Origin of the sequence: Streptomyces tritici (assembly GCF_048500665.1) — a bacterium.
In the GTDB taxonomy this organism is placed as follows: Bacteria; Actinomycetota; Actinomycetes; order Streptomycetales; family Streptomycetaceae; genus Streptomyces; species Streptomyces tritici.
Genome location: NZ_CP183183.1, coordinates 956429 through 981717, shown reverse-complemented (window position 1 = coordinate 981717; position 25289 = coordinate 956429). Strand labels below are relative to the sequence as shown.

Here is a 25289-nt window from a genome sequence, read left to right as displayed (position 1 = left end):
CCGCCGTTCCCGGGATGCGGGAGCGGCGGCGTCCGGTGACGGCGGGTCGGTCAGATTCCCGCTTCGGCCTGTTCGCGCACCTTGCCGGCGAGCTGCGGCGGCATGGGTTCGTGCCGGGCGTAGGAGCGGTCGAAGCTGCCGGTGCCGTGGGAGATGGAGCGCAGGTCGACCGCGTAGCGGCCGATCTCGATCTCCGGCACCTCGGCCCGTACGAGTGTCCGGCCGGGGCCCGCCTGTTCGGTGCCGACGACGCGGCCGCGCCGGCCGGACAGGTCGCTCATGACGGGGCCGACGTACTCGTCGGGGACGAGGACCTGCACCTCGGCGACGGGTTCGAGGAGGTGGATGGAGGCGTCGGCGGCGGCCTCGCGCAGGGCGAGGGCGCCGGCGGTCTGGAAGGCCGCGTCGGAGGAGTCCACCGAGTGGGCCTTGCCGTCCTTGAGGGTGACCCGCACGTCGACGAGCGGGTATCCGGCGGCGACGCCGCGGGCGGCCTGGGCCCGGACGCCCTTCTCGACGGAGGGGATGAAGTTCCTCGGGACGGCGCCGCCGACGACCTTGTCGACGAACTCGATGCCGCTGCCCGCGGGCAGCGGTTCGACGTCGATCTCGCAGATCGCGTACTGGCCGTGCCCGCCGGACTGTTTGACGTGCCGGCCGCGGCCGGCGGACGGGGCGGCGAAGGTCTCCCGCAGGGACACCTTGTACGGCACGGTGTCGACCTGGACGCCGTACCGGGTGCGCAGCCGTTCGAGGATCACGTCGCGGTGGGCCTCGCCGAGGCACCACAGGACGACCTGGTGGGTGTCCTGGTTCTGTTCGAGGCGCATCGTGGGGTCCTCGGCGACCAGCCGGGCCAGGCCCTGGGAGAGGCGGTCCTCGTCGGCCTTGCTGTGGGCCTGGACGGCCATGGGGAGCAGCGGGTCGGGCATGCGCCACGGCTGCATCAGGAGCGGGTCGTCCTTGGCGGAGAGGGTGTCGCCGGTCTCGGCGCGGCCGAGTTTCGCGACGCAGGCGAGGTCGCCGGCGATGCAGTGGTTCATGAGCCGCTGCTGTTTGCCGAACGGGGAGGTGAGCGCGCCGATGCGTTCGTCGACGTCGTGGTCCTCGTGGCCGCGGTCGGCGAGGCCGTGGCCGGAGACGTGGACGGTCTGGTCGGGGCGCAGGGTGCCGGAGAAGACCCGGACCATGGAGATCCGGCCGACGTACGGGTCGGAGGCGGTCTTGACCACCTCGGCGACCAGCGGGCCGTCGGGGTCGCAGGTGAGGGGCGGGCGGGGTGCTCCGGAGGGGGTGGTGACGGCGGGGGCCTCGCGTTCCAGGGGGCTGGGGAAGCCGCGGGTGATCAGTTCGAGGAGTTCCACGGTGCCGAGGCCCTGGCGGCCGCCGTCGGGGGCGGGCGCGGCGGCGAGCACGGGGTGGAAGGCGCCGCGGGCGACGGCCTTCTCCAGGTCGTCGATCAGGGTCTTGAGGTCGAGCTCCTCGCCGGCGAGGTAGCGGTCCATCAGGGTCTCGTCCTCGCTCTCGGCGATGATCCCCTCGATGAGCCGGTTGCGGGCCTCCTCCAGGACGGGCCGCTGGGTGTCGTCGGGCGGGTTCTCCTTGCGTTCGCCGCCGGAGTAGTCGTAGATCTTCCGGGTGAGCAGGCCGACCAGGCCGGTGGCGGGGGCGTGCCCGTCGGGGGCCTCGGGGCCGTGCACGGGCAGGTAGAGCGGCAGGACGGCGTCGGGGTCGTCGCCGGCGAACAGCTGTCCGCAGACCTCGGTGAGCCGGTCGTAGTCGGTGCGGGCCGTGTCGAGGTGGGTGACGACGATCGCGCGGGGCATGCCGACGGCCGCGCACTCCTCCCAGACCATGCGGGTGGCGGCGGGGACGGCGTCGGCCTCCTGCGCCGCCGAGACGACGAAGAGGGCCGCGTCCGCGGCGCGCAGACCGGCCCTCAGCTCCCCGACGAAGTCGGCGTACCCGGGGGTGTCGAGGAGGTTGATCTTGTACCCGTCCCATTCCAGGGGGACGAGGGAGAGCTGTACGGACCGGTGCTGGCGGTGCTCGATCTCGTCGTAGTCGGAGATCGTCGCGCCGTCCTCGACCCGGCCGGCCCGGTTGACCGCTCCGGCGGTCAGCGCGAGGGCCTCGACGAGGGTCGTCTTCCCCGAACCGCTGTGGCCGACCAGCACCACGTTCCGTACCGCCGAGGGCCGGTCGGCCGTAGGAGCCCTGCCGGCGGCTCCGGGCTGTGCGTTCGCCTTGTCGCCCATGATGTGTCCTCCCGACTGCTCGCACGCGAGGTGGGACGCGGGCCGGGGGGACTGCGGGGCAGCTCCGACGACGCCCGCGATGGTCCTTCGAGCTTTGCACTGCTGTCACGGTGCGTCCATACGGCGTACGCCCGGTCCCGTCCCGTCCGGCTCGTGAGGCCCTCGCCGGGCGCGCCGCGCGCCGTGCCGGGTGCGCGCCCGTGCGGCGGGAGCCTCGTGGCTACGATGGGCCCGCCGGTGGCCATAAGGGCCGCACGGCCTGCCACCCTCCTTGGGAAGAGGCTCGAAGGCCATGCTGAACAAGTACGCGCGTGCGTTTTTCACGCGTGTCCTCACGCCGTTCGCCGCGTTTCTGCTCCGCAAGGGGGTGAGCCCCGACGCGGTGACGCTCGTCGGCACGGCCGGAGTCGTGGCGGGCGCGCTGGTCTTCTTCCCCCGGGGCGAGTTCTTCTGGGGCACGATCGTCATCACGCTGTTCGTGTTCTCCGACCTCGTCGACGGCAACATGGCCCGCCAGGCCGGCGTCTCCAGCCGCTGGGGCGCGTTCCTGGACTCGACCCTGGACCGGGTCGCGGACGGGGCGATCTTCGGCGGCTTCGCGCTCTGGTACGCGGGCGGCGGGAACGACGACGTGCTGTGCGCGGTGTCCATCTTCTGCCTGGCCAGCGGCCAGGTCGTCTCGTACACCAAGGCGCGCGGCGAGTCGATCGGGCTGCCGGTGGCGGTGAACGGGCTGGTGGAGCGGGCGGAGCGGCTGGTGATCTCACTGGTCGCGGCCGGTCTCGCCGGTCTGCACGCGTTCGGGGTACCGGGCATCGACGTGCTGCTGCCGATCGCGCTGTGGATCGTGGCCGCCGGCTCGGCGGTGACGCTGGGGCAGCGTGTGGTCACGGTGCGCCGGGAGGCCGCGGAGGCCGACGCGGCCGCGCGGGGGAGCGAGGCGGCGTCGTGAGCGGGGCGAGGGACAGGCTGACGGACGCCCTGTACGGGCTCGGCTGGTCGACCGTCAAGAAGCTGCCGGAGCCGGTGGCGACGGGCCTCGGCCGCCGGATCGCCGACACCGTGTGGCAGCGGCGCGGCAAGAGCGTGCTGCGCCTGGAGTCCAATCTGGCGCGGGTCGTGCCGGACGCGACGCCCGAGCGGCTGGCGGAGCTGTCGCGCGCGGGCATGCGCTCGTACATGCGCTACTGGATGGAGTCGTTCCGGCTGCCGGCCTGGAGCAAGGAGCGGGTCGACGGCGGCTTCGACGTGCAGGACGTCCACCGCCTCACCGAGGGCCTGGACTCCGGCCGCGGCGTCATACTCGCGCTGCCGCACCTGGCCAACTGGGACCTCGCCGGCGTGTGGGTGACCCGCTCGCTGGGCGTGCCGTTCACGACGGTCGCCGAGCGGCTGAAGCCGGAGTCGCTGTACGACCGGTTCGTCGCGTACCGCGAGTCGCTGGGCATGGAGGTCCTGCCGCACACCGGCGGCGCCGCGTTCGGCACGCTGGCGCGGCGGCTGCGGTCGGGCGGCCTGGTCTGCCTGGTCTCCGACCGCGACCTGTCCGCCTCGGGCGTCGAGGTGAAGTTCTTCGGCGAGACCGCGCGGATGCCCGCCGGGCCCGCGCTGCTCGCCCAGCAGACGGGCGCGCTGCTGCTGCCCGTGACGCTCTGGTACGACGACTCGCCGGTCATGCGGGGGCGGATCCATCCACCGGTCGAGGTGCCCGAGACAGGCACCCGGGCCGAGAAGACGTCCGTCATGACACAGGCGCTGGCCGACGCCTTCGCCACCGGCATCGCGGACCATCCGGAGGACTGGCACATGCTGCAACGACTGTGGCTCTCCGACCTGGACGAACGGCCCCCGGGGAGCGGCTCGTGAAGATCGGCATCGTCTGCCCGTACTCCTGGGACGTGCCGGGCGGCGTCCAGTTCCACATCCGGGACCTCGCCGAGCACCTGATCCGGCTCGGCCACGAGGTGTCGGTGCTCGCCCCCGCGGACGACGAGACGCCGCTGCCGCCGTACGTGGTGTCGGCCGGGCGCGCCGTGCCCGTGCCGTACAACGGCTCGGTGGCCCGGCTGAACTTCGGCTTCCTGTCGGCGGCGCGGGTGCGGCGCTGGCTGCACGAGGGCACCTTCGACGTCATCCACATCCACGAGCCGGGCTCGCCGTCCCTGGGCCTGCTGGCCTGCTGGGCGGCCCAGGGGCCGATCGTGGCGACCTTCCACACCTCGAACCCGCGCTCCCGGGCGATGGTCGCGGCGTACGCGATCCTGCAGGCGGCGCTGGAGAAGATCAGCGCGCGGATCGCGGTGAGCGAGTACGCGCGGCGCACGCTGGTGGAGCACCTCGGCGGCGACGCGGTGGTCATCCCGAACGGCGTCGACGTGGACTTCTTCGCGCGGGCCGAGCCGAAGAAGGAGTGGCAGGGCGGAACGCTGGGCTTCATCGGCCGCATCGACGAGCCGAGGAAGGGCCTGCCGGTGCTGATGAAGGCCCTGCCGCGGATCCTGGAGGCGCGGCCGGACACCCGGCTGCTGGTCGCCGGCCGCGGCGACGAGGAGGAGGCGGTGGCCTCGCTGCCCGTGGACATGCGGGCGCGGGTGGAGTTCCTCGGGATGGTCAGCGACGAGGACAAGGCGCGGCTGCTGCGGAGCGTCGACGTGTACGTGGCGCCCAACACCGGCGGCGAGTCCTTCGGGATCATCCTGGTCGAGGCGCTGTCGGCGGGCGCGCCGGTGCTCGCCTCCGACCTGGACGCGTTCGCGCAGGTCCTGGACCAGGGGGCGGCGGGCGAACTGTTCGCCAACGAGGACGCCGACGCGCTGGCCGAGGCGGCGATCCGGCTGCTCGGCGACGAGTCGCGCCGGGCGGAGCTGCGGGAGCGCGGCAGCGCGCACGTCCGCCGCTTCGACTGGTCGACGGTCGGCGCGGACATCCTCGCCGTCTACGAGACGGTGACCCAGGGCGCGGCCTCCGTCGCCACCGACGAACGCACGGGCCTGATGGCCCGCTGGGGCCTGGCGCGGGACTAGCGGGACTATCGGGACTGGCGGGACCAGGGGGCGAAGGCAGCGCCCGGCGGGCCGGTAGCCTTGCCCGCCGTGACCGCAACGTTCATCTGGATCCTCGTCGGGCTCGTCGCCATCGGGCTGTACCTCAGCTGGACCGCCGGCCGGCTCGACCGGCTGCACGCCCGGATCGACGCCGCGCGGGCGGCGCTCGACGCGCAGCTGCTGAGGCGCGCCTCGGTGGCGCAGGAACTGGCCACCTCGGGGGTGCTGGATCCGGCCGCGTCGATCGTCCTGTACGAGGCCGCGCACGCCGCCCGCCAGGCCGACGAGGACCAGCGCGAGGTCGCGGAGAGCGAGCTCAGCCAGGCGCTGCGGGCGGTCTTCGGCGAGGCCGGGCAGGTCGAGGTGGTCCGCGAGGCCCCCGGCGGCGAGGCCGCCGCGGAGGAGCTGGCGCAGGCCGTGCGCCGGGTCCCGATGGCCCGCCGCTTCCACAACGACGCCGTCCGCGCCGCCCGCGCGCTGCGCCGGCACCGCAAGGTCCGCTGGTTCCGTCTCGCGGGCCACGCGCCGTTCCCGCTCGCCTTCGAAATGGACGACGAACCGCCTGTCGCGCTTGCGGATCGCCCCGCCTGACGCGTCTCAGCCTTCGGAATCCGCGAAAACGAGCCACGGAGTGCCTATTGGCCCTTGATGTGGCCCCCCGGTGGCCTGTTTCCTACTCGCGTCAACCCCCGTTGTCATGAGTGAGGTACCCGTGTCCACCACGCCTTCCACCACCCCCCAGTCCCCCGAGACCGGCACCGCGCGCGTCAAGCGCGGCATGGCCGAGCAGCTCAAGGGCGGCGTGATCATGGACGTCGTCACCCCCGAGCAGGCGAAGATCGCCGAGGACGCGGGCGCCGTGGCCGTCATGGCGCTGGAGCGGGTGCCGGCCGACATCCGCAAGGACGGCGGCGTGGCCCGCATGTCCGACCCGGACATGATCGAGGGCATCATCGACGCCGTCTCCATCCCGGTCATGGCCAAGTCCCGCATCGGCCACTTCGTCGAGGCCCAGATCCTGCAGTCCCTCGGCGTCGACTACATCGACGAGTCCGAGGTCCTCACCCCGGCCGACGAGGTCAACCACTCCGACAAGTGGGCCTTCACCACCCCCTTCGTCTGTGGCGCCACCAACCTGGGCGAGGCCCTGCGCCGCATCGCCGAGGGCGCGGCCATGATCCGCTCCAAGGGCGAGGCCGGCACCGGCAACGTCGTCGAGGCCGTCCGCCACATGCGCCAGATCAAGAACGAGATCGCCCGCCTGCGCGGCTTCGACCACAACGAGCTGTACGCCGCCGCCAAGGAGCTGCGCGCGCCGTACGAGCTCGTCAAGGAGGTCGCCGAGCTCGGCAAGCTCCCGGTCGTGCTGTTCTCCGCCGGTGGCGTCGCCACCCCGGCCGACGCCGCGCTCATGCGCCAGCTCGGCGCCGAGGGCGTCTTCGTCGGCTCCGGCATCTTCAAGTCCGGCGACCCGGCCAAGCGCGCCGCCGCCATCGTGAAGGCCACCACCTTCTACGACGACCCGAAGATCATCGCGGACGCCTCCCGCAACCTGGGCGAGGCCATGGTCGGCATCAACTGCGACACCCTCCCCGAGACCGAGCGCTACGCGAACCGGGGCTGGTAAGCACCGATGAGCAGCACTCCCGTCATTGGTGTCCTGGCCCTCCAGGGCGACGTACGGGAGCACCTGATCGCCCTGGCCGCGGCTGACGCCGTGGCCAGGCCGGTCCGGCGCCCCGAGGAGCTCGCCGAGGTCGACGGGCTGGTCCTTCCCGGTGGCGAGTCCACCACCATCTCCAAGCTGGCCGTGCTCTTCGGCCTCATGGAGCCGCTGCGCGAGCGCATCGCCGCGGGGCTCCCGGTCTACGGCACCTGCGCCGGCCTGATCATGCTCGCCGACAAGATCCTCGACCCGCGCTCGGGCCAGGAGACCTTCGGCGGCATCGACATGATCGTGCGCCGCAACGCCTTCGGCCGGCAGAACGAGTCGTTCGAGGCCGGCGTCACCGTCGCCGGGATCGAGGACGGCCCCGTGGAGGGCGTCTTCATCCGCGCCCCCTGGGTGGAGTCCGTCGGCGGAGCGGTCGAGGTGCTGGCCGAGCACGACGGTCACATCGTCGCCGTCCGGCAGGGCAAGGCCCTCGCCACCTCGTTCCACCCGGAGCTGACCGGGGACCACCGGATGCACGGTCTTTTCGTGGACATGGTGCGCGCGGAGCGGTGAGCCGACCCCGGTAGGATCTCTGGGGTTCGTTCAGAAATGGGTTACGCGAAGGAGACAGGCAGATGTCCGGCCACTCTAAATGGGCTACGACGAAGCACAAGAAGGCCGTGATCGACGCCAAGCGCGGCAAGCTCTTCGCGAAGCTGATCAAGAACATCGAGGTCGCCGCCCGGACCGGCGGCGCCGACCCGGACGGCAACCCGACGCTCTTCGACGCCATCCAGAAGGCGAAGAAGTCCTCGGTCCCGAACAAGAACATCGACTCCGCGGTCAAGCGCGGCGGCGGCCTCGAGGCCGGCGGCGTCGACTACGCGACGATCATGTACGAGGGCTACGGCCCGAACGGCGTCGCGGTGCTCATCGAGTGCCTCACCGACAACCGCAACCGCGCCGCCTCCGACGTGCGCGTCGCCATGACCCGCAACGGCGGCTCCATGGCCGACCCGGGTTCGGTCTCGTACCTGTTCAACCGCAAGGGCGTCGTCGTCCTCCCCAAGGGCGAGCTGTCCGAGGACGACGTCCTCGAGGTCGTGCTCGACGCGGGCGCCGAGGAGGTCAACGACCTCGGCGAGAACTTCGAGATCATCAGCGAGGCCACCGACCTGGTCGCGGTCCGCACCGCGCTCCAGAACGCCGGGATCGACTACGACTCGGCCGAGTCCAGCTTCGTCCCGACCATGCAGGTCGAGCTCGACGAGGAGGGCGCGCGCAAGATGTTCAAGCTGATCGACGCCCTCGAGGACAGCGACGACGTGCAGAACGTCTTCGCCAACTTCGACGTCAGCGACGAGGTCATGGCCAAGGTCGACGCCTGATCGCGTCTCCATTCGCAGCGGGCCGACGGGACACACCCCGTCGGCCCGCTGCGTTGTCGGTGGCAGGCGCTAGCCTGCACAAACAGATGAGCGAGCGGAATGGGGGCGGTGGCGTGCGCGTGCTGGGGGTGGACCCCGGGCTCACCCGGTGCGGCGTCGGGGTGGTCGAGGGCGTCGCGGGACGTCCGCTGACCATGCTCGGCGTCGGGGTCGTGCGCACCCCGGCGGACGCGGACATCGGCCACCGCCTGGTCGGGATCGAGCGCGGCATCGAGGAGTGGCTCGACCGATTCGAGCCCGAACTGGTCGCCGTGGAGCGGGTGTTCAGCCAGCACAACGTGCGTACGGTGATGGGCACGGCCCAGGCCAGCGCCGTCGCCATGCTCTGCGCCTCCCGCCGCGGGATCCCCGTCGCCCTGCACACGCCCAGCGAGGTCAAGGCCGCCGTCACCGGCAGCGGACGGGCCGACAAGGCCCAGGTCGGCGCGATGGTGACCCGGCTGCTCAGGCTCTCCGCCCCGCCGAAGCCGGCCGACGCGGCCGACGCCCTGGCGCTCGCCATCTGCCACATCTGGCGGGCCCCCGCCCAGAACCGCCTCCAGCAGGCGGTCGCCCAGCACGCCCGGCAGGCCCGGCCCGCCCCGTACGCAGCGAAAGGCCGCACATCATGATCGCGTTCGTCCGCGGACCCGTCGCCGCCCTCGGTCCGACGACCGCCGTCGTCGAGGTCGGCGGCGTCGGCATGGCCGTGCAGTGCACGCCCGACACCATCGCCGGCCTGAGGATCGGTCAGGAGGCCCGGCTCGCCACCTCCCTGGTGGTCCGTGAGGACTCCCTGACGCTGTACGGCTTCGCCGACGACGACGAGCGCCAGGTCTTCGAGCTCCTCCAGACCGCCAGCGGCGTCGGGCCCCGGCTCGCCCAGGCGATGCTCGGCGTGCACCGGCCCGACGCGCTGCGGCTCGCCGTCGCCACCGGCGACGAGAAGGCGCTGACGGCGGTGCCGGGCATCGGCAAGAAGGGCGCGCAGAAACTGCTCCTCGAACTGAAGGACAAGCTCGGCGCACCGGTCGGCACGGCGACGACCAGGGCGGTCGCGGCGGGCCCGGCACCGTGGACCGAGCAGCTCCACGCCGCGCTCATCGGCCTCGGCTACGCGAGCCGCGAGGCGGAGGAGGCGGTGGCCGCGGTCACGCCACAGGCCGAGGAGGCCCTCGCCACGAACGGTTCGGCGCCGGTCCCGCAGCTCCTGAGAGCCGCCCTCCAGACCCTGAACCGCGCGCGCTGACCGGGAGCTGGAATCCACCTCCCGCACCCACCGGCCGGCCGCACCCACCGGCCCACCACACCACCACCGAGATAGGCAGACCACCGTGAACTGGGACGACGAGACGGACACCGGCAGCGCCGCCGAGCGGCTGGTCGCGCCCGCCGCCGACGGCGAGGACCAGGCCGTCGAGGCGGCGCTGCGTCCGAAGGACCTCAGCGAGTTCGTCGGCCAGGAGAAGGTCCGCCAGCAGCTCGACCTCGTGCTCAAGGCCGCCCGCCAGCGCGGCGCCACCGCCGACCACGTCCTGCTCTCCGGCGCGCCCGGCCTCGGCAAGACCACCCTCTCCATGATCATCGCGGCGGAGATGAACGCCCCGATCCGGATCACCTCCGGCCCCGCGATCCAGCACGCCGGCGACCTCGCCGCGATCCTGTCCTCCCTCCAGGAGGGCGAGATCCTCTTCCTCGACGAGATCCACCGGATGTCCCGGCCCGCCGAGGAGATGCTCTACATGGCGATGGAGGACTTCCGGGTCGACGTGATCGTCGGCAAGGGCCCCGGCGCCACCGCCATCCCCCTGGAACTGCCGCCCTTCACCCTCGTCGGCGCCACCACCCGCGCCGGTCTGCTGCCGCCCCCGCTGCGCGACCGCTTCGGCTTCACCGCGCACATGGAGTTCTACGAGCCGCACGAGCTGGAGCGGGTCGTGCGCCGCTCCGCCGGACTCCTCGACGTCGAGATCGACACCGACGGCGCCGCCGAGATCGCCGGCCGCTCCCGCGGCACGCCCCGCATCGCCAACCGCCTGCTGCGCCGCGTCCGCGACTACGCGCAGGTCAGGGCCGACGGCCGGATCACCCGCGAGATCGCCGCCGCCGCCCTCGCCGTGTACGAGGTGGACGCCCGCGGCCTGGACCGGCTGGACCGCGGAGTCCTGGAGGCCCTGCTGAAGCTGTTCGGCGGCGGCCCCGTCGGCCTGTCGACGCTCGCCGTGGCCGTGGGGGAGGAGCGCGAGACGGTCGAGGAGGTCGCCGAGCCCTTCCTCGTACGCGAGGGACTGCTCGCCCGCACGCCCCGTGGCCGGGTCGCCACCCCGGCGGCCTGGACCCACCTCGGACTGGAGCCGCCGGTGCCCGGGACCTCGGGAAACCCGGCCCCCGGACCGGGAAGCGGACAACAGGGGCTCTTCGGGGCGTGACGGCGCGGAGCCTCGCCCGGGAAGGAACCAATCGGGGATGCTGGGCGTTGTTCCATCGATGCGGACTCGCCTAGACTCCGCCGATGCCGCCCTTATGGTCGGCACCCACCCCCGAAGATCAGGCCGCGGAATCGCCGCGACCATGCGAAGGATTTCCGTCCCGTGAATAACATCGGCATGCTCCTCCCGTTCATCGTCCTCATCGGGGCCATGTTCCTCCTGACCCGCTCTGCCAAGAAGAAGCAGCAGCAGGCGGTGGAGATGCGCAACCAGATGCAGCCCGGCTCCGGCGTTCGGACGATCGGGGGAATGTACGCCACCGTCAAGGAGCTCAGCGAGGACACCGTCCTCCTGGAGGTGGCGCCCGGCGTGCATGCCGTCTACGCCAAGAACGCGATCGGCGCGGTGCTCTCCGACGAGGAGTACAACCGGATCGTGCACGGCGACACCGAGGGCGACGAGGGTGACATCAAGATCACCGGCGACGCTGTACCGGATGACGTCTCCTCGCTGACCGAGAAGGACGACGACTCCGAGGCCAAGACCGACCTGACCAAGAAGGCGGACCCGGCCGAGGCGGGCGCCGAGACCGAGGTCAAGGACGGCAAGGCGGACGGCGACACCGACGCGAAGTAGTCGCAGCCGGGGACCACGGGCACGCCCACCGGCGCGCCCGCGGTCCCCGGACCGTGTCTACGACTGCGGGGGCAGGTCCCCACACCAATTCGTGGCCGCCCGCGCACACCCGGCGCGGGCGGTTGGACAGGGAGAATCGACAAGGTGGCAGCACCGAAGAAGGGCCGAAGGCCGGCGGGGGGACAGGGCAGGCCGGGGCGTGTCCTCGTTCTGTTCCTGATCGCCATGGTCGCGCTCACCGGCGGGATGTTCTGGTCGGGTCACACCACGCCGCGACTGGGCATCGACCTCGCGGGCGGTACGACGATCACGCTCAAGGCGGAGGCGGAACCCGGTAAGGAATCCGCCGTCAACGAGACCAACATGAACACCGCGGTCGGCATCATCGAGCGCCGTGTCAACGGTCTGGGCGTCTCCGAGGCCGAGGTACAGACCCAGGGCCGCGAGAACATCGTCGTCAACATCCCCAAGGGGACGAACGAGGAGCAGGCCAAGGAGCAGGTCGGCACCACCGCCCAGCTCTACTTCCGCCCGGTCCTGACCGCGCAGACGCAGGCGATGGACCCGAAGGCGACGCCGTCCGCGTCCCCCTCCGGCTCCCCGTCGCCCAAGCCGTCCGCTTCCGGTGCGACCGCCGACAAGGGCAAGGGCGAGAAGGACGACAAGTCCACCGCCGCGCCCTCGGCGAGCGCCACCACCCAGGGCCGCCCGGTCTCCGAGGCCCTGAAGGCCCCGAGCCCGACGCCGACCCCGAGCGCCTCCGGCAAGCCGAAGCCGTCCGAGACGCCGAAGGCGCCCGCGGGCGAGGCCGCCCTCCAGCAGAAGTTCGCCACGCTCGACTGCACCGACCCGAAGCAGCGCTCCGCGGCGGGCAAGAACGTCAAGCCCACCGAGTCGACGGTCGCCTGCAGCACGCCCGAGAAGGGCTTCGTCGAGAAGTACGTGCTCGGCCCGGCCGAGGTCGAGGGCAAGGACGTCAAGGACGCCAAGGGCGTCTTCGACCAGCAGCGCGGCATGTGGATCGTCCAGATGGACTTCACGGACACCGGCGCCAAGAAGTTCCAGAAGATCACCAGCCGCCTGTCCCAGCAGCAGGACCCGATGAACCGCTTCGCCATCGTCCTCGACGGCGAGGTGACCTCGGCCCCGTCCGTGCGCCAGACGCTGAGCGCCAGCGCGGAGATCTCCGGCAGCTTCAACCAGGAGTCCGCGCAGGACCTCGGCAACATCCTGTCGTACGGCGCCCTGCCGCTCTCCTTCGAGATCCAGAGCGTCGACACCGTCACCGCCGCCCTCGGCGGCGAGCAGCTCGAGGCGGGTCTGATCGCGGGCGCGATCGGTCTGGCCCTGGTGGTCCTCTACCTGATCGTCTACTACCGCGGCCTGTCGCTGATCGCGCTGCCCAGCCTCCTGGCCTCGGCGATCCTCACGTACGTGATCATGTCGCTGCTCGGTCCGGCCATCGGCTTCGCGCTGAACCTGCCGGCCGTCTGCGGTGCCATCGTCGCCATCGGTATCACCGCGGACTCCTTCATCGTGTACTTCGAGCGCGTCCGCGACGAGGTCCGCGAGGGCCGCACCCTGCGTCCGGCCGTGGAGCGCGCCTGGCCGCGGGCCCGTCGCACGATCCTGGTGTCCGACTTCGTGTCGTTCCTGGCCGCCGCGGTGCTCTTCGTCGTCACGGTCGGCAAGGTCCAGGGCTTCGCCTTCACGCTGGGTCTGACCACCCTGCTCGACGTGGTCGTGGTCTTCTTCTTCACGAAGCCGCTGATGACGCTGCTCGCCCGGACGAAGTTCTACGGCGAGGGTCACCCGTGGTCCGGCCTGGACCCGAAGCGCCTGGGGGCCAAGCCTCCGCTGCGCCGCTCGCGTCGTGTCACTGCCCCTGTCGACCCGAAGGAGGCGTGAGATGTCGAAGCGCGACAGTCTCGGCGCCCGGCTGAACCGCGGTGAGGTCGTCTACGACTTCATCGGCAACCGCAAGATCTGGTACGGCATCTCGATCCTGATCACCATCACGGCGATCGCGGCGCTGGCCGTCCGCGGGCTGAACATGGGCATCGAGTTCCAGGGCGGCGCGGTCTTCACCACGCCGAAGACCGAGGTCTCGGTCTCCCAGGCCCAGGAGTTCGTCGAGGACGCCTCCGGCCACGACGCGATCGTGCAGAAGCTCGGCGACGGTGAGCTGCGGATCCAGGTCGGCGGCCTCGACACGGAGAAGTCCGACCAGGTCCGCTCGGAGCTGGCCAAGGACCTGAACGTCTCCGAGAGGCAGATCGCGGCCGAGCTGGTCGGCCCCAGCTGGGGCGAGCAGATCGCCAACAAGGCGTGGACCGGCCTCGGGGTCTTCATGATCCTGGTGGTGCTGTACCTCGCCATCGCCTTCGAGTGGCGGATGGCCCTCGCGGCGTTCGTCGCGCTGGTCCACGACCTCACGATCACCGTCGGCATCTACTCGCTGGTCGGCTTCGAGGTCACCGTCGGTACGGTCATCGGTCTGCTGACCATCCTGGGTTACTCGCTCTACGACACGGTGGTCGTCTTCGACTCGCTCAAGGAGCAGACGAAGGGCATCAGCAAGCAGACCCGGTACACCTACGGCGATCTGGCGAACATCTCCATCAACAGCACGCTGATCCGCTCGATCAACACGACGGTCGTGGCGCTGCTGCCGGTCGCCGGTCTGCTGTTCATCGGCGGCGGTGTGCTCGGCGCGGGCATGCTGAACGACATCTCGCTGTCGCTGTTCGTGGGTCTGGCCGCCGGCGCGTACTCGTCGATCTTCATCGCCACGCCGCTGGTCGCCGACCTCAAGGAGCGCGACCCGGCGATGAAGGCGCTGAAGAAGCGGGTGCTCGCCAAGCGGGCGGCCGGGGCCGCCAAGGGCGAGTCCCCGGACGCGGACCTGGCGGACGAGGGCGTCGAGGACGCCGTCCCGGCGACCGTGGTGGGCCAGCGCGGCCGCCGCGGCCGGTCCTCCTCGGACGGGCAGCGATGACCGAGCCCGTCACCGACGTCACCGACGCCGTGGCCGACCCGCGGGCCCTGCTGCTCAGCAGGATCCGCGACGTCCCGGACTATCCGAAGCCGGGCGTGCTGTTCAAGGACATCACGCCGCTGCTCGCGGACCCGGTGGCGTTCACGGCGCTGACCGACACGCTCGCCGAGCTGTGCCGGCGCAACGGCGCGACGAAGGTCGCGGGCCTGGAGGCCCGCGGCTTCATCCTCGCCGCGCCGGTCGCCGTCCGCGCGGGCCTGGGCTTCATCCCGGTCCGCAAGGCCGGCAAGCTGCCGGGGGCCACGCTCAGCCAGGCGTACGAGCTGGAGTACGGCACCGCCGAGATCGAGGTGCACGCCGAGGACCTGACCGCGGGCGACCGCGTGATGGTCATCGACGACGTCCTCGCCACCGGCGGCACCGCCGAGGCGTCCCTGCAGCTGATCCGCCGCGCCGGCGCCTCGGTCGCGGGCGTCGCGGTCCTGATGGAACTCGGCTTCCTCCCCGGCCGCACCCGCCTCCAGCCGGCCCTCGCCGGCGCCCCGCTGGAAGCACTGATCACGGTCTGAGCGCGCCGCGCGACGCACGCGAAGGAGGGCGCTCCGGGAGATCCCGGAGCGCCCTTCGCCGTGTCCGGCGGGTGCGCGGACGGGTGGCCGGATCCGGGCGGGAGGGCCGAGGGACGGACGCGTGCGCGCCGGGGCGGGCGGGTCGATACCATGGGATTTCCGGGCCTGACCGGGGGACCCGGATCCCTGAGGAGCGCTCTTGCCAGACGAGGCCCAGCCACTCTCCGCCGCGCAACCCGACCCGCAGGCCCCGCCGGCCGCGGCAGGTTCCGCCACGCCCCAGAACAAGCCCGCGGAGAACCGGCCGGCGCCCGACCGTGCCCCGGCGCCCCCGCCGCCGGCCCCCCGTCCCACGCCGGGCGCCCTGGCCCGGCCGGGCGGCTCCTCGAACCGCGTACGGGCCCGCCTCGCCCGCCTCGGCGTGCAGCGCTCCTCGCCGTACAACCCGGTCCTCGAACCGCTGCTGCGGATCGTCCGCTCCAACGACCCCAAGATCGAGACGGCGACGCTCCGCCAGATCGAGAAGGCGTACCAGGTCGCCGAGCGCTGGCACCGCGGCCAGAAGCGCAAGAGCGGCGACCCGTACATCACGCACCCGCTGGCCGTCACCACCATCCTCGCCGAGCTCGGCATGGACCCGGCCACGCTCATGGCCGGTCTGCTGCACGACACCGTCGAGGACACCGAGTACGGACTCGACACCCTGCGCCGGGACTTCGGCGACCAGGTCGCCCTGCTCGTCGACGGCGTCACGAAGCTCGACAAGGTCAAGTTCGGCGAGGCCGCCCAGGCCGAGACCGTGCGCAAGATGGTCGTCGCCATGGCCAAGGACCCCCGCGTCCTGGTCATCAAGCTCGCCGACCGCCTGCACAACATGCGCACCATGCGCTACCTCAAGCGCGAGAAGCAGGAGAAGAAGGCGCGCGAGACCCTCGAGATCTACGCGCCGCTCGCCCACCGCCTGGGCATGAACACCATCAAGTGGGAGCTGGAGGACCTCGCCTTCGCGATCCTCTACCCGAAGATGTACGACGAGATCGTCCGGCTCGTCGCCGAGCGCGCCCCCAAGCGGGACGAGTACCTGGCGATAGTGACCGACGAGGTGCAGTCCGACCTGCGCGCGGCCCGGATCAAGGCCACCGTCACCGGCCGGCCCAAGCACTACTACAGCGTCTACCAGAAGATGATCGTCCGCGGCCGCGACTTCGCGGAGATCTACGACCTGGTGGGCATCCGCGTCCTCGTCGACACGGTCCGCGACTGCTACGCCGCCCTCGGCACCGTCCACGCGCGATGGAACCCGGTCCCCGGCCGGTTCAAGGACTACATCGCGATGCCGAAGTTCAACATGTACCAGTCGCTGCACACGACGGTCATCGGACCCAACGGCAAGCCCGTCGAGCTGCAGATCCGCACCTTCGACATGCACCGCCGCGCCGAGTACGGCATCGCCGCGCACTGGAAGTACAAGCAGGAGGCCGTCGCCGGCGCCTCCAAGGTGCGCACCGACGTGCCGAAGAAGACCGGCAAGGACGACCACCTCAACGACATGGCGTGGCTGCGCCAGCTGCTCGACTGGCAGAAGGAGACCGAGGACCCGGGCGAGTTCCTGGAGTCGCTGCGCTTCGACCTGTCGCGCAACGAGGTCTTCGTCTTCACCCCCAAGGGCGATGTCATCGCGCTGCCCGCCGGCGCCACCCCCGTCGACTTCGCGTACGCGGTCCACACCGAGGTCGGCCACCGCACGATAGGCGCCCGCGTCAACGGCCGCCTCGTCCCGCTGGAGTCCACCCTCGACAACGGCGACCTGGTCGAGGTCTTCACCTCCAAGGCCGCCGGTGCCGGCCCGTCCCGCGACTGGCTGGGCTTCGTCAAGTCCCCGCGCGCCCGCAACAAGATCCGCGCCTGGTTCTCCAAGGAGCGCCGCGACGAGGCGATCGAGCAGGGCAAGGACGCCATCGCGCGGGCCATGCGCAAGCAGAACCTGCCGATCCAGCGGATCCTCACCGGCGACTCGCTGGTCACCCTCGCCCACGAGATGCGGTACAGCGACATCTCCTCGCTGTACGCGGCGATCGGCGAGGGCCACGTCACCGCCCAGTCCATCGTGCAGAAGCTGGTCCAGGCGCTCGGCGGCGAGGAGGCCGCCACCGAGGACATCGCCGAGACCGCCCCGCCGACCCGCGGCCGCACCAAGCGGCGCTCCAGCGCCGACCCGGGCGTGGTCGTCAAGGGCGTCGAGGACGTCTGGGTGAAGCTGGCCCGCTGCTGCACCCCCGTCCCCGGCGACCCGATCGTCGGCTTCGTCACCCGCGGCAGCGGCGTCTCGGTGCACCGCGCCGACTGCGTCAACGTCGAGTCGCTGTCCCGCGAGCCCGAACGGATGCTGGACGTCGAATGGGCGCCCACCCAGTCGTCGGTGTTCCTCGTGGCCATCCAGGTCGAGGCGCTGGACCGCTCGCGGCTCCTCTCGGACGTGACGCGCGTCCTGTCCGACCAGCACGTCAACATCCTGTCCGCGGCCGTGCAGACCTCCCGCGACCGGGTGGCGACCTCGCGGTTCACCTTCGAGATGGGCGACCCGAAGCACCTCGGCCACGTCCTGAAGGCGGTACGGGGCGTGGAGGGCGTGTACGACGTCTACCGCGTGACGAGCGCCCGGCGCCCGTAACGTCGCACGGAGTCGTACGCACGGACACACACGAGAGGCCCCCGGCAGCCGCCGGGGGCCTCTCGCGTACCGTCACCGGCTCAGCCGCCGAACTCCTCCAGGCCCTTCAGCGCCTGGTCCAGCAGCGCCTGGCGGCCCTCCAGCTCCCTCGCGAGCTTGTCGGCCTTGGCGTCGTTGCCCGCCGCGCGGGCCGCGTCGATCTGCTTCTGCAGCTTGTCGACCGCGTCCTGCAGCTGACCGGTCAGACCCGCGGCGCGGGCCCGCGCCTCCGGGTTCGTCCGGCGCCACTCGGCCTCCTCGGCCTCCTGGATCGCCCGCTCCACCGCGTGCATCCGGCCCTCGACCTTCGACCGGGCGTCGCGCGGCACGTGACCGATGGCCTCCCAGCGCTCGTTGATGGCCCGGAAGGCCGCGCGGGCCGCCTTCAGGTCCGTCACCGGCACCAACTTCTCGGCCTCGGCGGCGAGCTCCTCCTTCAGCTTGAGGTTCTCGCCCTGCTCCGCGTCCCGCTCGGCGAACACCGAGGAACGCGCCGCGAAGAACACGTCCTGGGCGCCGCGGAAGCGGTTCCACAGGTCGTCCTCGAACTCGCGCTGCGCCCGGCCGGCCGCCTTCCACTCCGCCATCAGCTCGCGGTAGCGGGCGGCCGTGGCGCCCCAGTCGGTGGAGTTCGACAGCGACTCCGCCTCCGCGACCAGCGCCTCCTTCGCCTTGCGGGCCTCCTCGCGCTGGGCGTCCAGCGAGGCGAAGTGGGCCTTGCGGCGCTTGGAGAAGGCCGAGCGGGCGTGCGAGAAGCGGTGCCACAGCTCGTCGTCGGACTTCCGGTCGAGCCGCGGCAGGCCCTTCCAGGTGTCCACCAGCGACCGCAGCCGGTCCCCGGCGGCCCGCCACTGCTCGCTCTGCGCCAGCTCCTCCGCCTCGGCGACCAGCGCCTCCTTGGCGTGCCGCGCCTCGTCGGTCTGCCTGGCCTTCTGGGCCTTCCGCTCCTCACGGCGCGACTCGACCGTCTCCACCAGCTTGTCGAGCCGCTTGGACAGCGCGTCCAGGTCGCCGACGGCGTGGTGCTCGTCCACCTGCTGACGCAGGTGGTCGATGGCGGTCATGGCGTCCTTCGCCGAGAGGTCGGTGGTCCTCACCCGACGCTCGAGGAGGCCGATCTCGACAACCAGGCCCTCGTACTTGCGCTCGAAGTAGGCCAGCGCCTCCTCTGGGGTGCCGGCCTGCCAGGAGCCGACGACCTTCTCGCCGTCGGCCGTACGCACGTACACGGTGCCCGTCTCGTCGACGCGGCCCCACGGGTCGCTGCTCACAGCGCCTCCTCCACCTGATGCCGTACGAAGGGGTGGTGACCCCCGGGCATCGTCCACAGTTTCGCGGCGGGTCTCGCCCGCCCTCCACAGCGCGGAATCCCGTCCGCGCTGCACAACGCCAATCTAGGCGACCGGCCGCCCGGCTGTCCGCAGTCAGCGCGAGCGAAGTTCACCGGTTCACACCTTCCGGACCGCGGCCTTCTCCACCGTGACCGCGAGCTTGGGCGCGCCGTCCCCGGAGCCGCCCTCGACACCGCCCGCCGCGATCTTCTTCACGACCTCCAGACCGGCCTTGTCGATCGTGCCGAAGGGGGTGAACTGCGGGGGCAGCTTGGTGTCCTTGTAGACCAGGAAGAACTGGCTGCCGCCGGTGTTCGGCTGCATGGTGTTGGCCATCGCGACCGTGCCGGCCGGGAAGGTCACCGTGCCGTCCGCGCCGGCCTTGCCCAGCGCCCCCAGGTTCTCGTCCGGGATCGTGTAGCCGGGGCCGCCGGTGCCGTCGCCCTTCGGGTCGCCGCACTGGAGCACGAAGATGCCCTGGGTGGTGAGCCGGTGGCACTTCGTGCCGTCGAAGTACTTCTTGTCCGCGAGGTGCTTGAACGAGTTCACCGTGCGCGGGGTCTTCGCCGCGTCCATGGCGATGGCCACGGCGCCGTGGTTCGTCTTCAGTTCCATGGTGTACGTGGCCTTGGCGTCGATCGCCATCTTCGGCTCCGGCGCCTTGGACTCCGAGGACTCCGGCGGGGTGGGCGTCGGGCTCGACGACGACGCGGCGTCATCGCCCTTCCCGCCGCCGGTCAGCGCGACGGAGGCGTACACGGCGCCTCCGGAGGCGAGCACCACGGCAAGGCCGGCGGCGATCACGACGTTGCGCCGCCTGGTCTGGCGCCGTGCCTCCTGCCGCCGCTGCTGCTGCCGCGCGAACTTCTCCCTGGCGAGCTGCCGCCGCCGCTGATCGCTGTTGACCACCGGGTCGCTCCTTGTCGGTCTGGTGTTCCTGTCCTGGCCGGGTGTGCCCGTACCGTATACGGGTTGGCTGTGGGATGAGCAGCGCCGGTAGGCTCTGATCTGCTGCATTCCGCTCTGCCGCAAGCTCTGCCGGACGACACACTAAGGACGATCGTGCTGATTGCCGGGTTCCCCGCCGGGGCCTGGGGGACCAACTGCTACCTGGTCGCCCCCGCCGCCGGCGAGGAGTGCGTGATCATCGACCCGGGCCACCAGGCCGCCCAGGGAGTCGAGGAGACGCTCAAGAAGCATCGGCTCAAGCCCGTCGCCGTGATCCTGACCCACGGACACATCGACCACGTCGCCTCCGTCGTGCCCGTCTGCGGCGCGCACGACGTGCCCGCGTGGATCCACCCGGCGGACCGGTACATGATGAGCGACCCGGAGAAGGCGATCGGCCGCTCCATCGGGATGCCGCTCCTCGGCGAGCTGACCGTGGGCGAGCCGGACGACGTCCGCGAGCTCGGCGACGGCAGCGCCCTGGAGCTGGCCGGACTGGAGTTCTCGGTCGCGCACGCGCCCGGCCATACCAAGGGGTCGGTGACCTTCCGGATGCCCCAGACGCAGGAGATCCCCTCGGTCTTCTTCTCGGGCGACCTGCTGTTCGCCGGCTCCATCGGACGCACCGACCTGCCCGGCGGTGACATGGACGAGATGCTCGCATCGCTGGCCCGCGTGTGCCTGCCGCTCGACAACTCGACCGTGGTGCTGTCCGGACACGGTCCCCAGACGACCATCGGCCAGGAGCGCGCCACCAACCCCTATCTGCGGCAGGTGGCCGCCGGCCTCGGGAGCGACGCAGCGAGCGCTCCCCGACGAGGAATGTGACGAGAGACTTCCGTGAGCACCTTCAAGGCCCCCAAGGGCACGTTCGACCTGATCCCGCCGTTCTCCGCGACCTACCTGGCGGTCCGTGACGCCATCGCCGCGCCGCTGCGGAAGTCGGGCTACGGCTACGTCGAGACCCCGGGCTTCGAGGACGTCGACCTCTTCGCCCGCGGCGTCGGCGAGTCGACCGACATCGTGACCAAGGAGATGTACACCCTCACCACCAAGGGCGGCGCCAACCTGGCGCTGCGCCCCGAGGGCACCGCCTCCGTGCTGCGCGCGGCGCTGGAGGCCAACATGCACAAGGCCGGCGGCCTGCCGGTCAAGCTCTGGTACTCGGGCTCGTACTACCGCTACGAGCGCCCGCAGAAGGGCCGCTACCGCCACTTCTCGCAGGTCGGCGCGGAGGCCATCGGCGCCGAGGACCCTGCGCTCGACGCCGAGCTGATCATCCTGGCCGACCAGGCGTACCGCTCCCTGGGCCTGCGCGAGTTCCGCATCCTGCTGAACTCGCTGGGCGACAAGGAGTGCCGCCCCGTCTACCGCGAGGCCCTGCAGGGCTTCCTGCGCGGCCTCGACCTGGACGAGGAGACCCGCCGCCGCATCGAGATCAACCCGCTGCGGGTGCTCGACGACAAGCGGGCCGAGGTCCAGAAGCAGCTGGCCGGCGCGCCGCTCCTCAAGGACTACCTGTGCGACGCCTGCAAGGCGTACCACGCGGAGGTGCGCGAGCTGCTGACCGCGGCGGGCGTGGCCTTCGAGGACGACGAGAAGCTGGTCCGCGGCCTGGACTACTACACCCGCACCACCTTCGAGTTCGTCCACGACGGTCTCGGCTCGCAGTCCGCGGTGGGCGGCGGCGGCCGTTACGACGGCCTGTCCGAGATGATCGGCGGCCCGGCGCTGCCGTCGGTCGGCTGGGCGCTCGGCGTGGACCGCACCGTCCTGGCCCTGGAGGCCGAGGGCATCGAGCTCGACGTCCCGCCGGCCACCAGCGTCTTCGCGGTGCCGCTGGGCGACGAGGCCCGCCGCGTGCTGTTCGGCGTGGTCACCGAGCTGCGCAGGGCCGGGGTGGCGACGGACTTCAGCTACGGCGCCAAGGGCCTGAAGAGCCACATGAAGAACGCCAACCGCTCCGGCGCCCGCTACACGATCGTCGCCGGCGAGCGCGACCTCGCGGACGGCGTCGTGCAGCTGAAGGACATGGACTCCGGCGAGCAGGAGCCGGTGGCCCTGGACAAGCTGGTGGAGACCGTACGGGCCAGGCTGGCCTGACCCACGCGCCCGAAGGGCCCGGCCGCCGCCGAGCGGACCGGGCCCTTCCGCACGTCCGGGCATGGCCTGGAGTGCTCGTCCTTATGTCCATCGAACGGTGGACGGCGGGGGCGGTGCGGCAGAATGACCGTGCCCATCCGCCCGCGACGACCATGGAACGGCGAAATGACGAGTGCTGTGCGGGACGACGTGTCCGACCAGGGGAGCTCCGGCACGATCGGCGCCGGCCGGGCGTTCGCCTGGATGCTGGTGATCACCGGAGCCGCCGGACTGCTGGCCGCCTGGGTCATCACGCTCGACAAGTTCAAGCTGCTCGAGGACCCGAACTTCACGCCGGGCTGCAGCCTCAACCCCGTGGTGTCCTGCGGGAACATCATGAAGAGCGAGCAGGCTTCGGCCTTCGGCTTCCCGAACCCGATGCTCGGGCTCGTCACGTACGCGATGGTGATCGCCATCGGCGTCGCCCTGCTCGCCGGGGCGCGCTACCGGCGCTGGTACTGGCTGGGGCTCAACGCCGGCACGCTGTTCGGCGTCGGGTTCTGCACCTGGCTCATGCAGCAGTCGTTGTACGAGATCAACGCGCTCTGCCTGTGGTGCTGCCTCGCCTGGGTCGCCACCATCGTCATGTTCTGGTACGTGACCTCGCACAACGTCCGCGCGGGCGTCCTGCCGGCCCCGGCCGGGCTGCGCACCTTCTTCGCCGAGTTCACCTGGATCCTGCCGGCGCTGCACATCGGCATCATCGGCATGCTGATCCTGACCCGCTGGTGGGACTTCTGGACGAGCTGACGGCGGCCCGGACTGTCAGTGGGCTCGCTTAGGCTTCATGACGTGGAGCCCGACCTCTTTACCGCCGCCGCCGAAGAACGCCAGGAGAAGGACCCGGCCGGCAGTCCGCTGGCCGTCCGGATGCGCCCGCGCACCCTCGACGAGGTGATGGGCCAGCAGCACCTGCTCAAGCCGGGGTCCCCGCTGCGCCGGCTCGTGGGCGAGGGCGGCGGCGGCCCGGCCGGGGCCTCGTCCGTGATCCTGTGGGGCCCGCCGGGCATCGGCAAGACCACCCTGGCGTACGTGGTCTCCAAGGCCACCGACAAGCGGTTCGTGGAGCTCTCCGCGATCACCGCCGGCGTCAAGGAGGTCCGGGCCGTCATCGACGGCGCCCGCCGCGCCTCCGGCGGCTACGGCAAGGAGACCGTCCTCTTCCTCGACGAGATCCACCGCTTCAGCAAGGCCCAGCAGGACTCGCTGCTGCCCGCCGTCGAGAACCGCTGGGTCACCCTCATCGCCGCCACCACGGAGAACCCGTACTTCTCCGTGATCTCCCCGCTGCTGTCCCGCTCGCTGCTCCTGACCCTGGAGCCGCTGACCGACGACGACCTGCGCGACCTGCTCAAGCGGGCGCTCACCGAGGAGCGCGGCCTCGGCGGCGCGGTCACCCTCCCCGAGGACGCCGAGGCGCATCTGCTGCGGCTCGCCGGCGGCGACGCCCGCCGGGCGCTGACCGCCCTGGAGGCCGCCGCGGGCGCGGCCCTCGACAAGGGCGAGGCGGAGATCACCCTCGCCACCCTGGAGGAGACCGTCGACCGGGCGGCGGTGAAGTACGACCGGGACGGCGACCAGCACTACGACGTGGCCAGCGCGCTGATCAAGTCGATCCGCGGCTCGGACGTCGACGCGGCGCTGCACTACCTGGCCCGCATGATCGAGGCGGGGGAGGACCCCCGGTTCATCGCCCGCCGGCTGATGATCTCGGCCAGCGAGGACATCGGCCTCGCCGATCCGAACGCGCTGCCGATCGCCGTCGCCGCCGCCCAGGCCGTCGCCATGATCGGCTTCCCCGAGGCGGCGCTCACCCTCAGCCACGCCACCATCGCCCTGGCCCTCGCCCCCAAGTCCAACGCGGCGACCACGGCGATCTCCGCCGCGCAGGCCGACGTGCGCAACGGACTGGCCGGCCCGGTCCCGCCGCATCTGCGCGACGGGCACTACAAGGGCGCCGCCAAGCTCGGCCACGCCCAGGGCTACGTGTACCCGCACGACGTCCCCGGCGGCATCGCGGCCCAGCAGTACGCCCCGGACGCCGTGCACGGCAAGCGGTACTACACGCCCACCCGCTACGGCGCCGAGGCGCGGTACGCGGACGTGGTGGAGAAGGTCCGCGAGCGACTGCGCGGCGAGGGCTGATCGCCGCCCGGCGCAGGCTGATCACCGGCCGCGTGCACGGCCCCCGCGCCGAGCCGGTACACTCGTGCGGAGTGCTGCGTCCCGTGTCCGGCCCCGGTCGGCACCACCAGAGCGGGGCAGTCAGCCGGAACACCGCCCCCGGGCGGAGTTCCAGGAGCGTCGCGCACCTTCGAAGGTGTCGCGTGCCACCCACCACCACCCGGATTCCCGGGACCGGCGGTGGGTCGTTCGCGTGCTGCACGTATGTGCCCAGACCAGGGAGCGGCTGCCCGGCAGGTCCTCAGGGGCCCGCGGGGTTTCCCGGCTGCGGATGCGACCTCCTCAACCACTGGTGAAGCCGTATTCGCACAGATAGAGAGGTTGGTTCATGGCGAACCAGTCCCGCCCCAAGGTCAAGAAGTCGCGTGCCCTCGGCATCGCGCTGACCCCGAAGGCCGTCAAGTACTTCGAGGCCCGCCCCTACCCGCCGGGCGAGCACGGCCGTGGCCGCAAGCAGAACTCGGACTACAAGGTCCGTCTGCTCGAGAAGCAGCGCCTGCGCGCCCAGTACGACATCAGCGAGCGCCAGATGGCGCGCGCCTACGACCGCGCCAAGAAGGCCGAGGGCAAGACGGGCGAGGCGCTGGTCGTCGAGCTCGAGCGTCGCCTCGACGCCCTGGTCCTGCGTTCGGGCATCGCCCGCACCATCTACCAGGCCCGCCAGATGGTCGTGCACGGTCACATCCAGGTCAACGGCCAGAAGGTCGACAAGCCGTCCTTCCGCGTCCGTCCCGACGACGTCGTGATGGTCCGCGAGAAGTCCCGCGAGAAGCCGCTGTTCCAGGTCGCTCGCGAGGGTGGCTTCGCCGCCGAGGGCGAGACCCCGCGCTACCTCCAGGTGAACCTGAAGGCCCTGGCCTTCCGCCTGGACCGCGACCCGAACCGCAAGGAGATCCCGGTCATCTGCGACGAGCAGCTGGTCGTCGAGTACTACGCCCGCTGATCTTCTTCGGCGCGCG

At 71.6% G+C, this 25289-nt stretch carries 23 protein-coding genes; 20 read left to right on the top strand and 3 right to left on the bottom strand.

Going from position 1 to position 25289, the window contains the following annotated elements; all coding sequences use genetic code 11:
- Window positions 1-50: 50 nt before the first annotated feature.
- Complete coding sequence (locus tag ACNJ93_RS04515) at window positions 51-2258, bottom strand: elongation factor G-like protein EF-G2 (protein WP_418956017.1); 2208 nt, start codon at window positions 2256-2258, stop codon at window positions 51-53.
- 292 nt (window positions 2259-2550) lie between these two features.
- On the opposite strand from ACNJ93_RS04515, the gene pgsA reads away from it, so the two are divergent.
- The 15 genes from pgsA (at window position 2551) to ACNJ93_RS04440 (ending at window position 17686) form a co-directional block, all read left to right on the top strand.
- Window positions 2551-3210, top strand: coding sequence for a phosphatidylinositol phosphate synthase (pgsA, locus tag ACNJ93_RS04510; RefSeq protein ID WP_418956016.1), 660 nt, complete (start codon window positions 2551-2553; stop codon window positions 3208-3210).
- Window positions 3207-4124, top strand: a complete 918-nt coding sequence (locus tag ACNJ93_RS04505; protein WP_418956015.1) for a phosphatidylinositol mannoside acyltransferase — start codon at window positions 3207-3209, stop codon at window positions 4122-4124. Before pgsA ends, ACNJ93_RS04505 begins: the two co-directional genes overlap by 4 nt.
- Window positions 4121-5281: a glycosyltransferase family 4 protein gene (locus ACNJ93_RS04500; RefSeq protein ID WP_418956014.1), complete on the top strand. Its 1161-nt coding sequence runs from the start codon at window positions 4121-4123 to the stop codon at window positions 5279-5281. Before ACNJ93_RS04505 ends, ACNJ93_RS04500 begins: the two co-directional genes overlap by 4 nt.
- Window positions 5282-5350: 69 nt before the next feature.
- The gene (locus tag ACNJ93_RS04495) at window positions 5351-5893 is read left to right on the top strand and encodes a hypothetical protein (RefSeq protein WP_418956013.1); all 543 of its coding nucleotides are present in this window, start codon (window positions 5351-5353) and stop codon (window positions 5891-5893) included.
- Window positions 5894-6014: 121 nt separating this feature from the next.
- On the top strand, window positions 6015-6929 hold the full coding sequence (pdxS, locus tag ACNJ93_RS04490) for a pyridoxal 5'-phosphate synthase lyase subunit PdxS (RefSeq protein WP_418956012.1): 915 nt from the start codon (window positions 6015-6017) through the stop codon (window positions 6927-6929).
- 6 nt (window positions 6930-6935) lie between these two features.
- Window positions 6936-7529 carry a pyridoxal 5'-phosphate synthase glutaminase subunit PdxT gene (gene pdxT, locus ACNJ93_RS04485; RefSeq protein WP_418956011.1) on the top strand — a complete coding sequence of 198 codons (594 nt, stop codon included), beginning with the start codon at window positions 6936-6938 and terminating at the stop codon, window positions 7527-7529.
- A 62-nt stretch (window positions 7530-7591) separates the two neighbouring features.
- The gene (locus ACNJ93_RS04480; protein WP_418956010.1) at window positions 7592-8344 is read left to right on the top strand and encodes a YebC/PmpR family DNA-binding transcriptional regulator; all 753 of its coding nucleotides are present in this window, start codon (window positions 7592-7594) and stop codon (window positions 8342-8344) included.
- A 113-nt stretch (window positions 8345-8457) separates the two neighbouring features.
- Window positions 8458-9015: a crossover junction endodeoxyribonuclease RuvC gene (gene ruvC / locus ACNJ93_RS04475; RefSeq protein WP_418961307.1), complete on the top strand. Its 558-nt coding sequence runs from the start codon at window positions 8458-8460 to the stop codon at window positions 9013-9015.
- Window positions 9012-9632, top strand: a complete 621-nt coding sequence (gene ruvA, locus ACNJ93_RS04470; protein ID WP_418956009.1) for a Holliday junction branch migration protein RuvA — start codon at window positions 9012-9014, stop codon at window positions 9630-9632. Before ruvC ends, ruvA begins: the two co-directional genes overlap by 4 nt.
- An 85-nt stretch (window positions 9633-9717) precedes the next feature.
- A complete protein-coding gene (gene ruvB, locus ACNJ93_RS04465; RefSeq protein ID WP_418956008.1) occupies window positions 9718-10812 on the top strand; it encodes a Holliday junction branch migration DNA helicase RuvB in 1095 nt (364 codons plus the stop codon).
- A 177-nt stretch (window positions 10813-10989) separates the two neighbouring features.
- Window positions 10990-11448 (top strand): preprotein translocase subunit YajC, encoded by a 459-nt coding sequence (yajC, locus tag ACNJ93_RS04460; RefSeq protein WP_418961306.1) that lies wholly within the window; start codon window positions 10990-10992, stop codon window positions 11446-11448.
- Between the two features lie 144 nt (window positions 11449-11592).
- Entirely contained in the window at window positions 11593-13356 is a 1764-nt protein-coding gene (secD, locus tag ACNJ93_RS04455) for a protein translocase subunit SecD (RefSeq protein WP_418956007.1), read from the top strand.
- A 1-nt stretch (window position 13357) separates the two neighbouring features.
- Window positions 13358-14446 carry a protein translocase subunit SecF gene (secF, locus tag ACNJ93_RS04450; protein ID WP_418956006.1) on the top strand — a complete coding sequence of 363 codons (1089 nt, stop codon included), beginning with the start codon at window positions 13358-13360 and terminating at the stop codon, window positions 14444-14446.
- Window positions 14443-15015: an adenine phosphoribosyltransferase gene (locus ACNJ93_RS04445; protein WP_418956005.1), complete on the top strand. Its 573-nt coding sequence runs from the start codon at window positions 14443-14445 to the stop codon at window positions 15013-15015. The genes secF and ACNJ93_RS04445 overlap by 4 nt, the downstream gene beginning before the upstream one ends.
- 199 nt (window positions 15016-15214) lie before the next feature.
- Entirely contained in the window at window positions 15215-17686 is a 2472-nt protein-coding gene (locus ACNJ93_RS04440) for a RelA/SpoT family protein (protein ID WP_418956004.1), read from the top strand.
- Between the two features lie 80 nt (window positions 17687-17766).
- Here ACNJ93_RS04440 and ACNJ93_RS04435 read toward each other — a convergent pair whose 3' ends face one another.
- Both ACNJ93_RS04435 and ACNJ93_RS04430 read right to left on the bottom strand, forming a co-directional pair.
- A complete protein-coding gene (locus ACNJ93_RS04435) occupies window positions 17767-18996 on the bottom strand; it encodes a DUF349 domain-containing protein (protein ID WP_418956003.1) in 1230 nt (409 codons plus the stop codon).
- A gap of 177 nt (window positions 18997-19173) precedes the next feature.
- Window positions 19174-19965 (bottom strand): peptidylprolyl isomerase, encoded by a 792-nt coding sequence (locus ACNJ93_RS04430; RefSeq protein WP_418956002.1) that lies wholly within the window; start codon window positions 19963-19965, stop codon window positions 19174-19176.
- Window positions 19966-20118: 153 nt separating this feature from the next.
- On the opposite strand from ACNJ93_RS04430, the gene ACNJ93_RS04425 reads away from it, so the two are divergent.
- The 5 genes from ACNJ93_RS04425 (at window position 20119) to rpsD (ending at window position 25273) form a co-directional block, all read left to right on the top strand.
- Window positions 20119-20832 (top strand): MBL fold metallo-hydrolase, encoded by a 714-nt coding sequence (locus ACNJ93_RS04425; protein ID WP_418956001.1) that lies wholly within the window; start codon window positions 20119-20121, stop codon window positions 20830-20832.
- 12 nt (window positions 20833-20844) lie between these two features.
- Window positions 20845-22107: a histidine--tRNA ligase gene (gene hisS, locus ACNJ93_RS04420; protein ID WP_418956000.1), complete on the top strand. Its 1263-nt coding sequence runs from the start codon at window positions 20845-20847 to the stop codon at window positions 22105-22107.
- Between the two features lie 165 nt (window positions 22108-22272).
- On the top strand, window positions 22273-22896 hold the full coding sequence (locus tag ACNJ93_RS04415; protein ID WP_418955999.1) for a vitamin K epoxide reductase family protein: 624 nt from the start codon (window positions 22273-22275) through the stop codon (window positions 22894-22896).
- A gap of 42 nt (window positions 22897-22938) precedes the next feature.
- Window positions 22939-24291 carry a replication-associated recombination protein A gene (locus ACNJ93_RS04410; protein WP_418955998.1) on the top strand — a complete coding sequence of 451 codons (1353 nt, stop codon included), beginning with the start codon at window positions 22939-22941 and terminating at the stop codon, window positions 24289-24291.
- Between the two features lie 367 nt (window positions 24292-24658).
- Window positions 24659-25273 (top strand): 30S ribosomal protein S4, encoded by a 615-nt coding sequence (gene rpsD, locus ACNJ93_RS04405; RefSeq protein ID WP_418955997.1) that lies wholly within the window; start codon window positions 24659-24661, stop codon window positions 25271-25273.
- The last annotated feature ends 16 nt before the right edge of the window (window positions 25274-25289 follow it).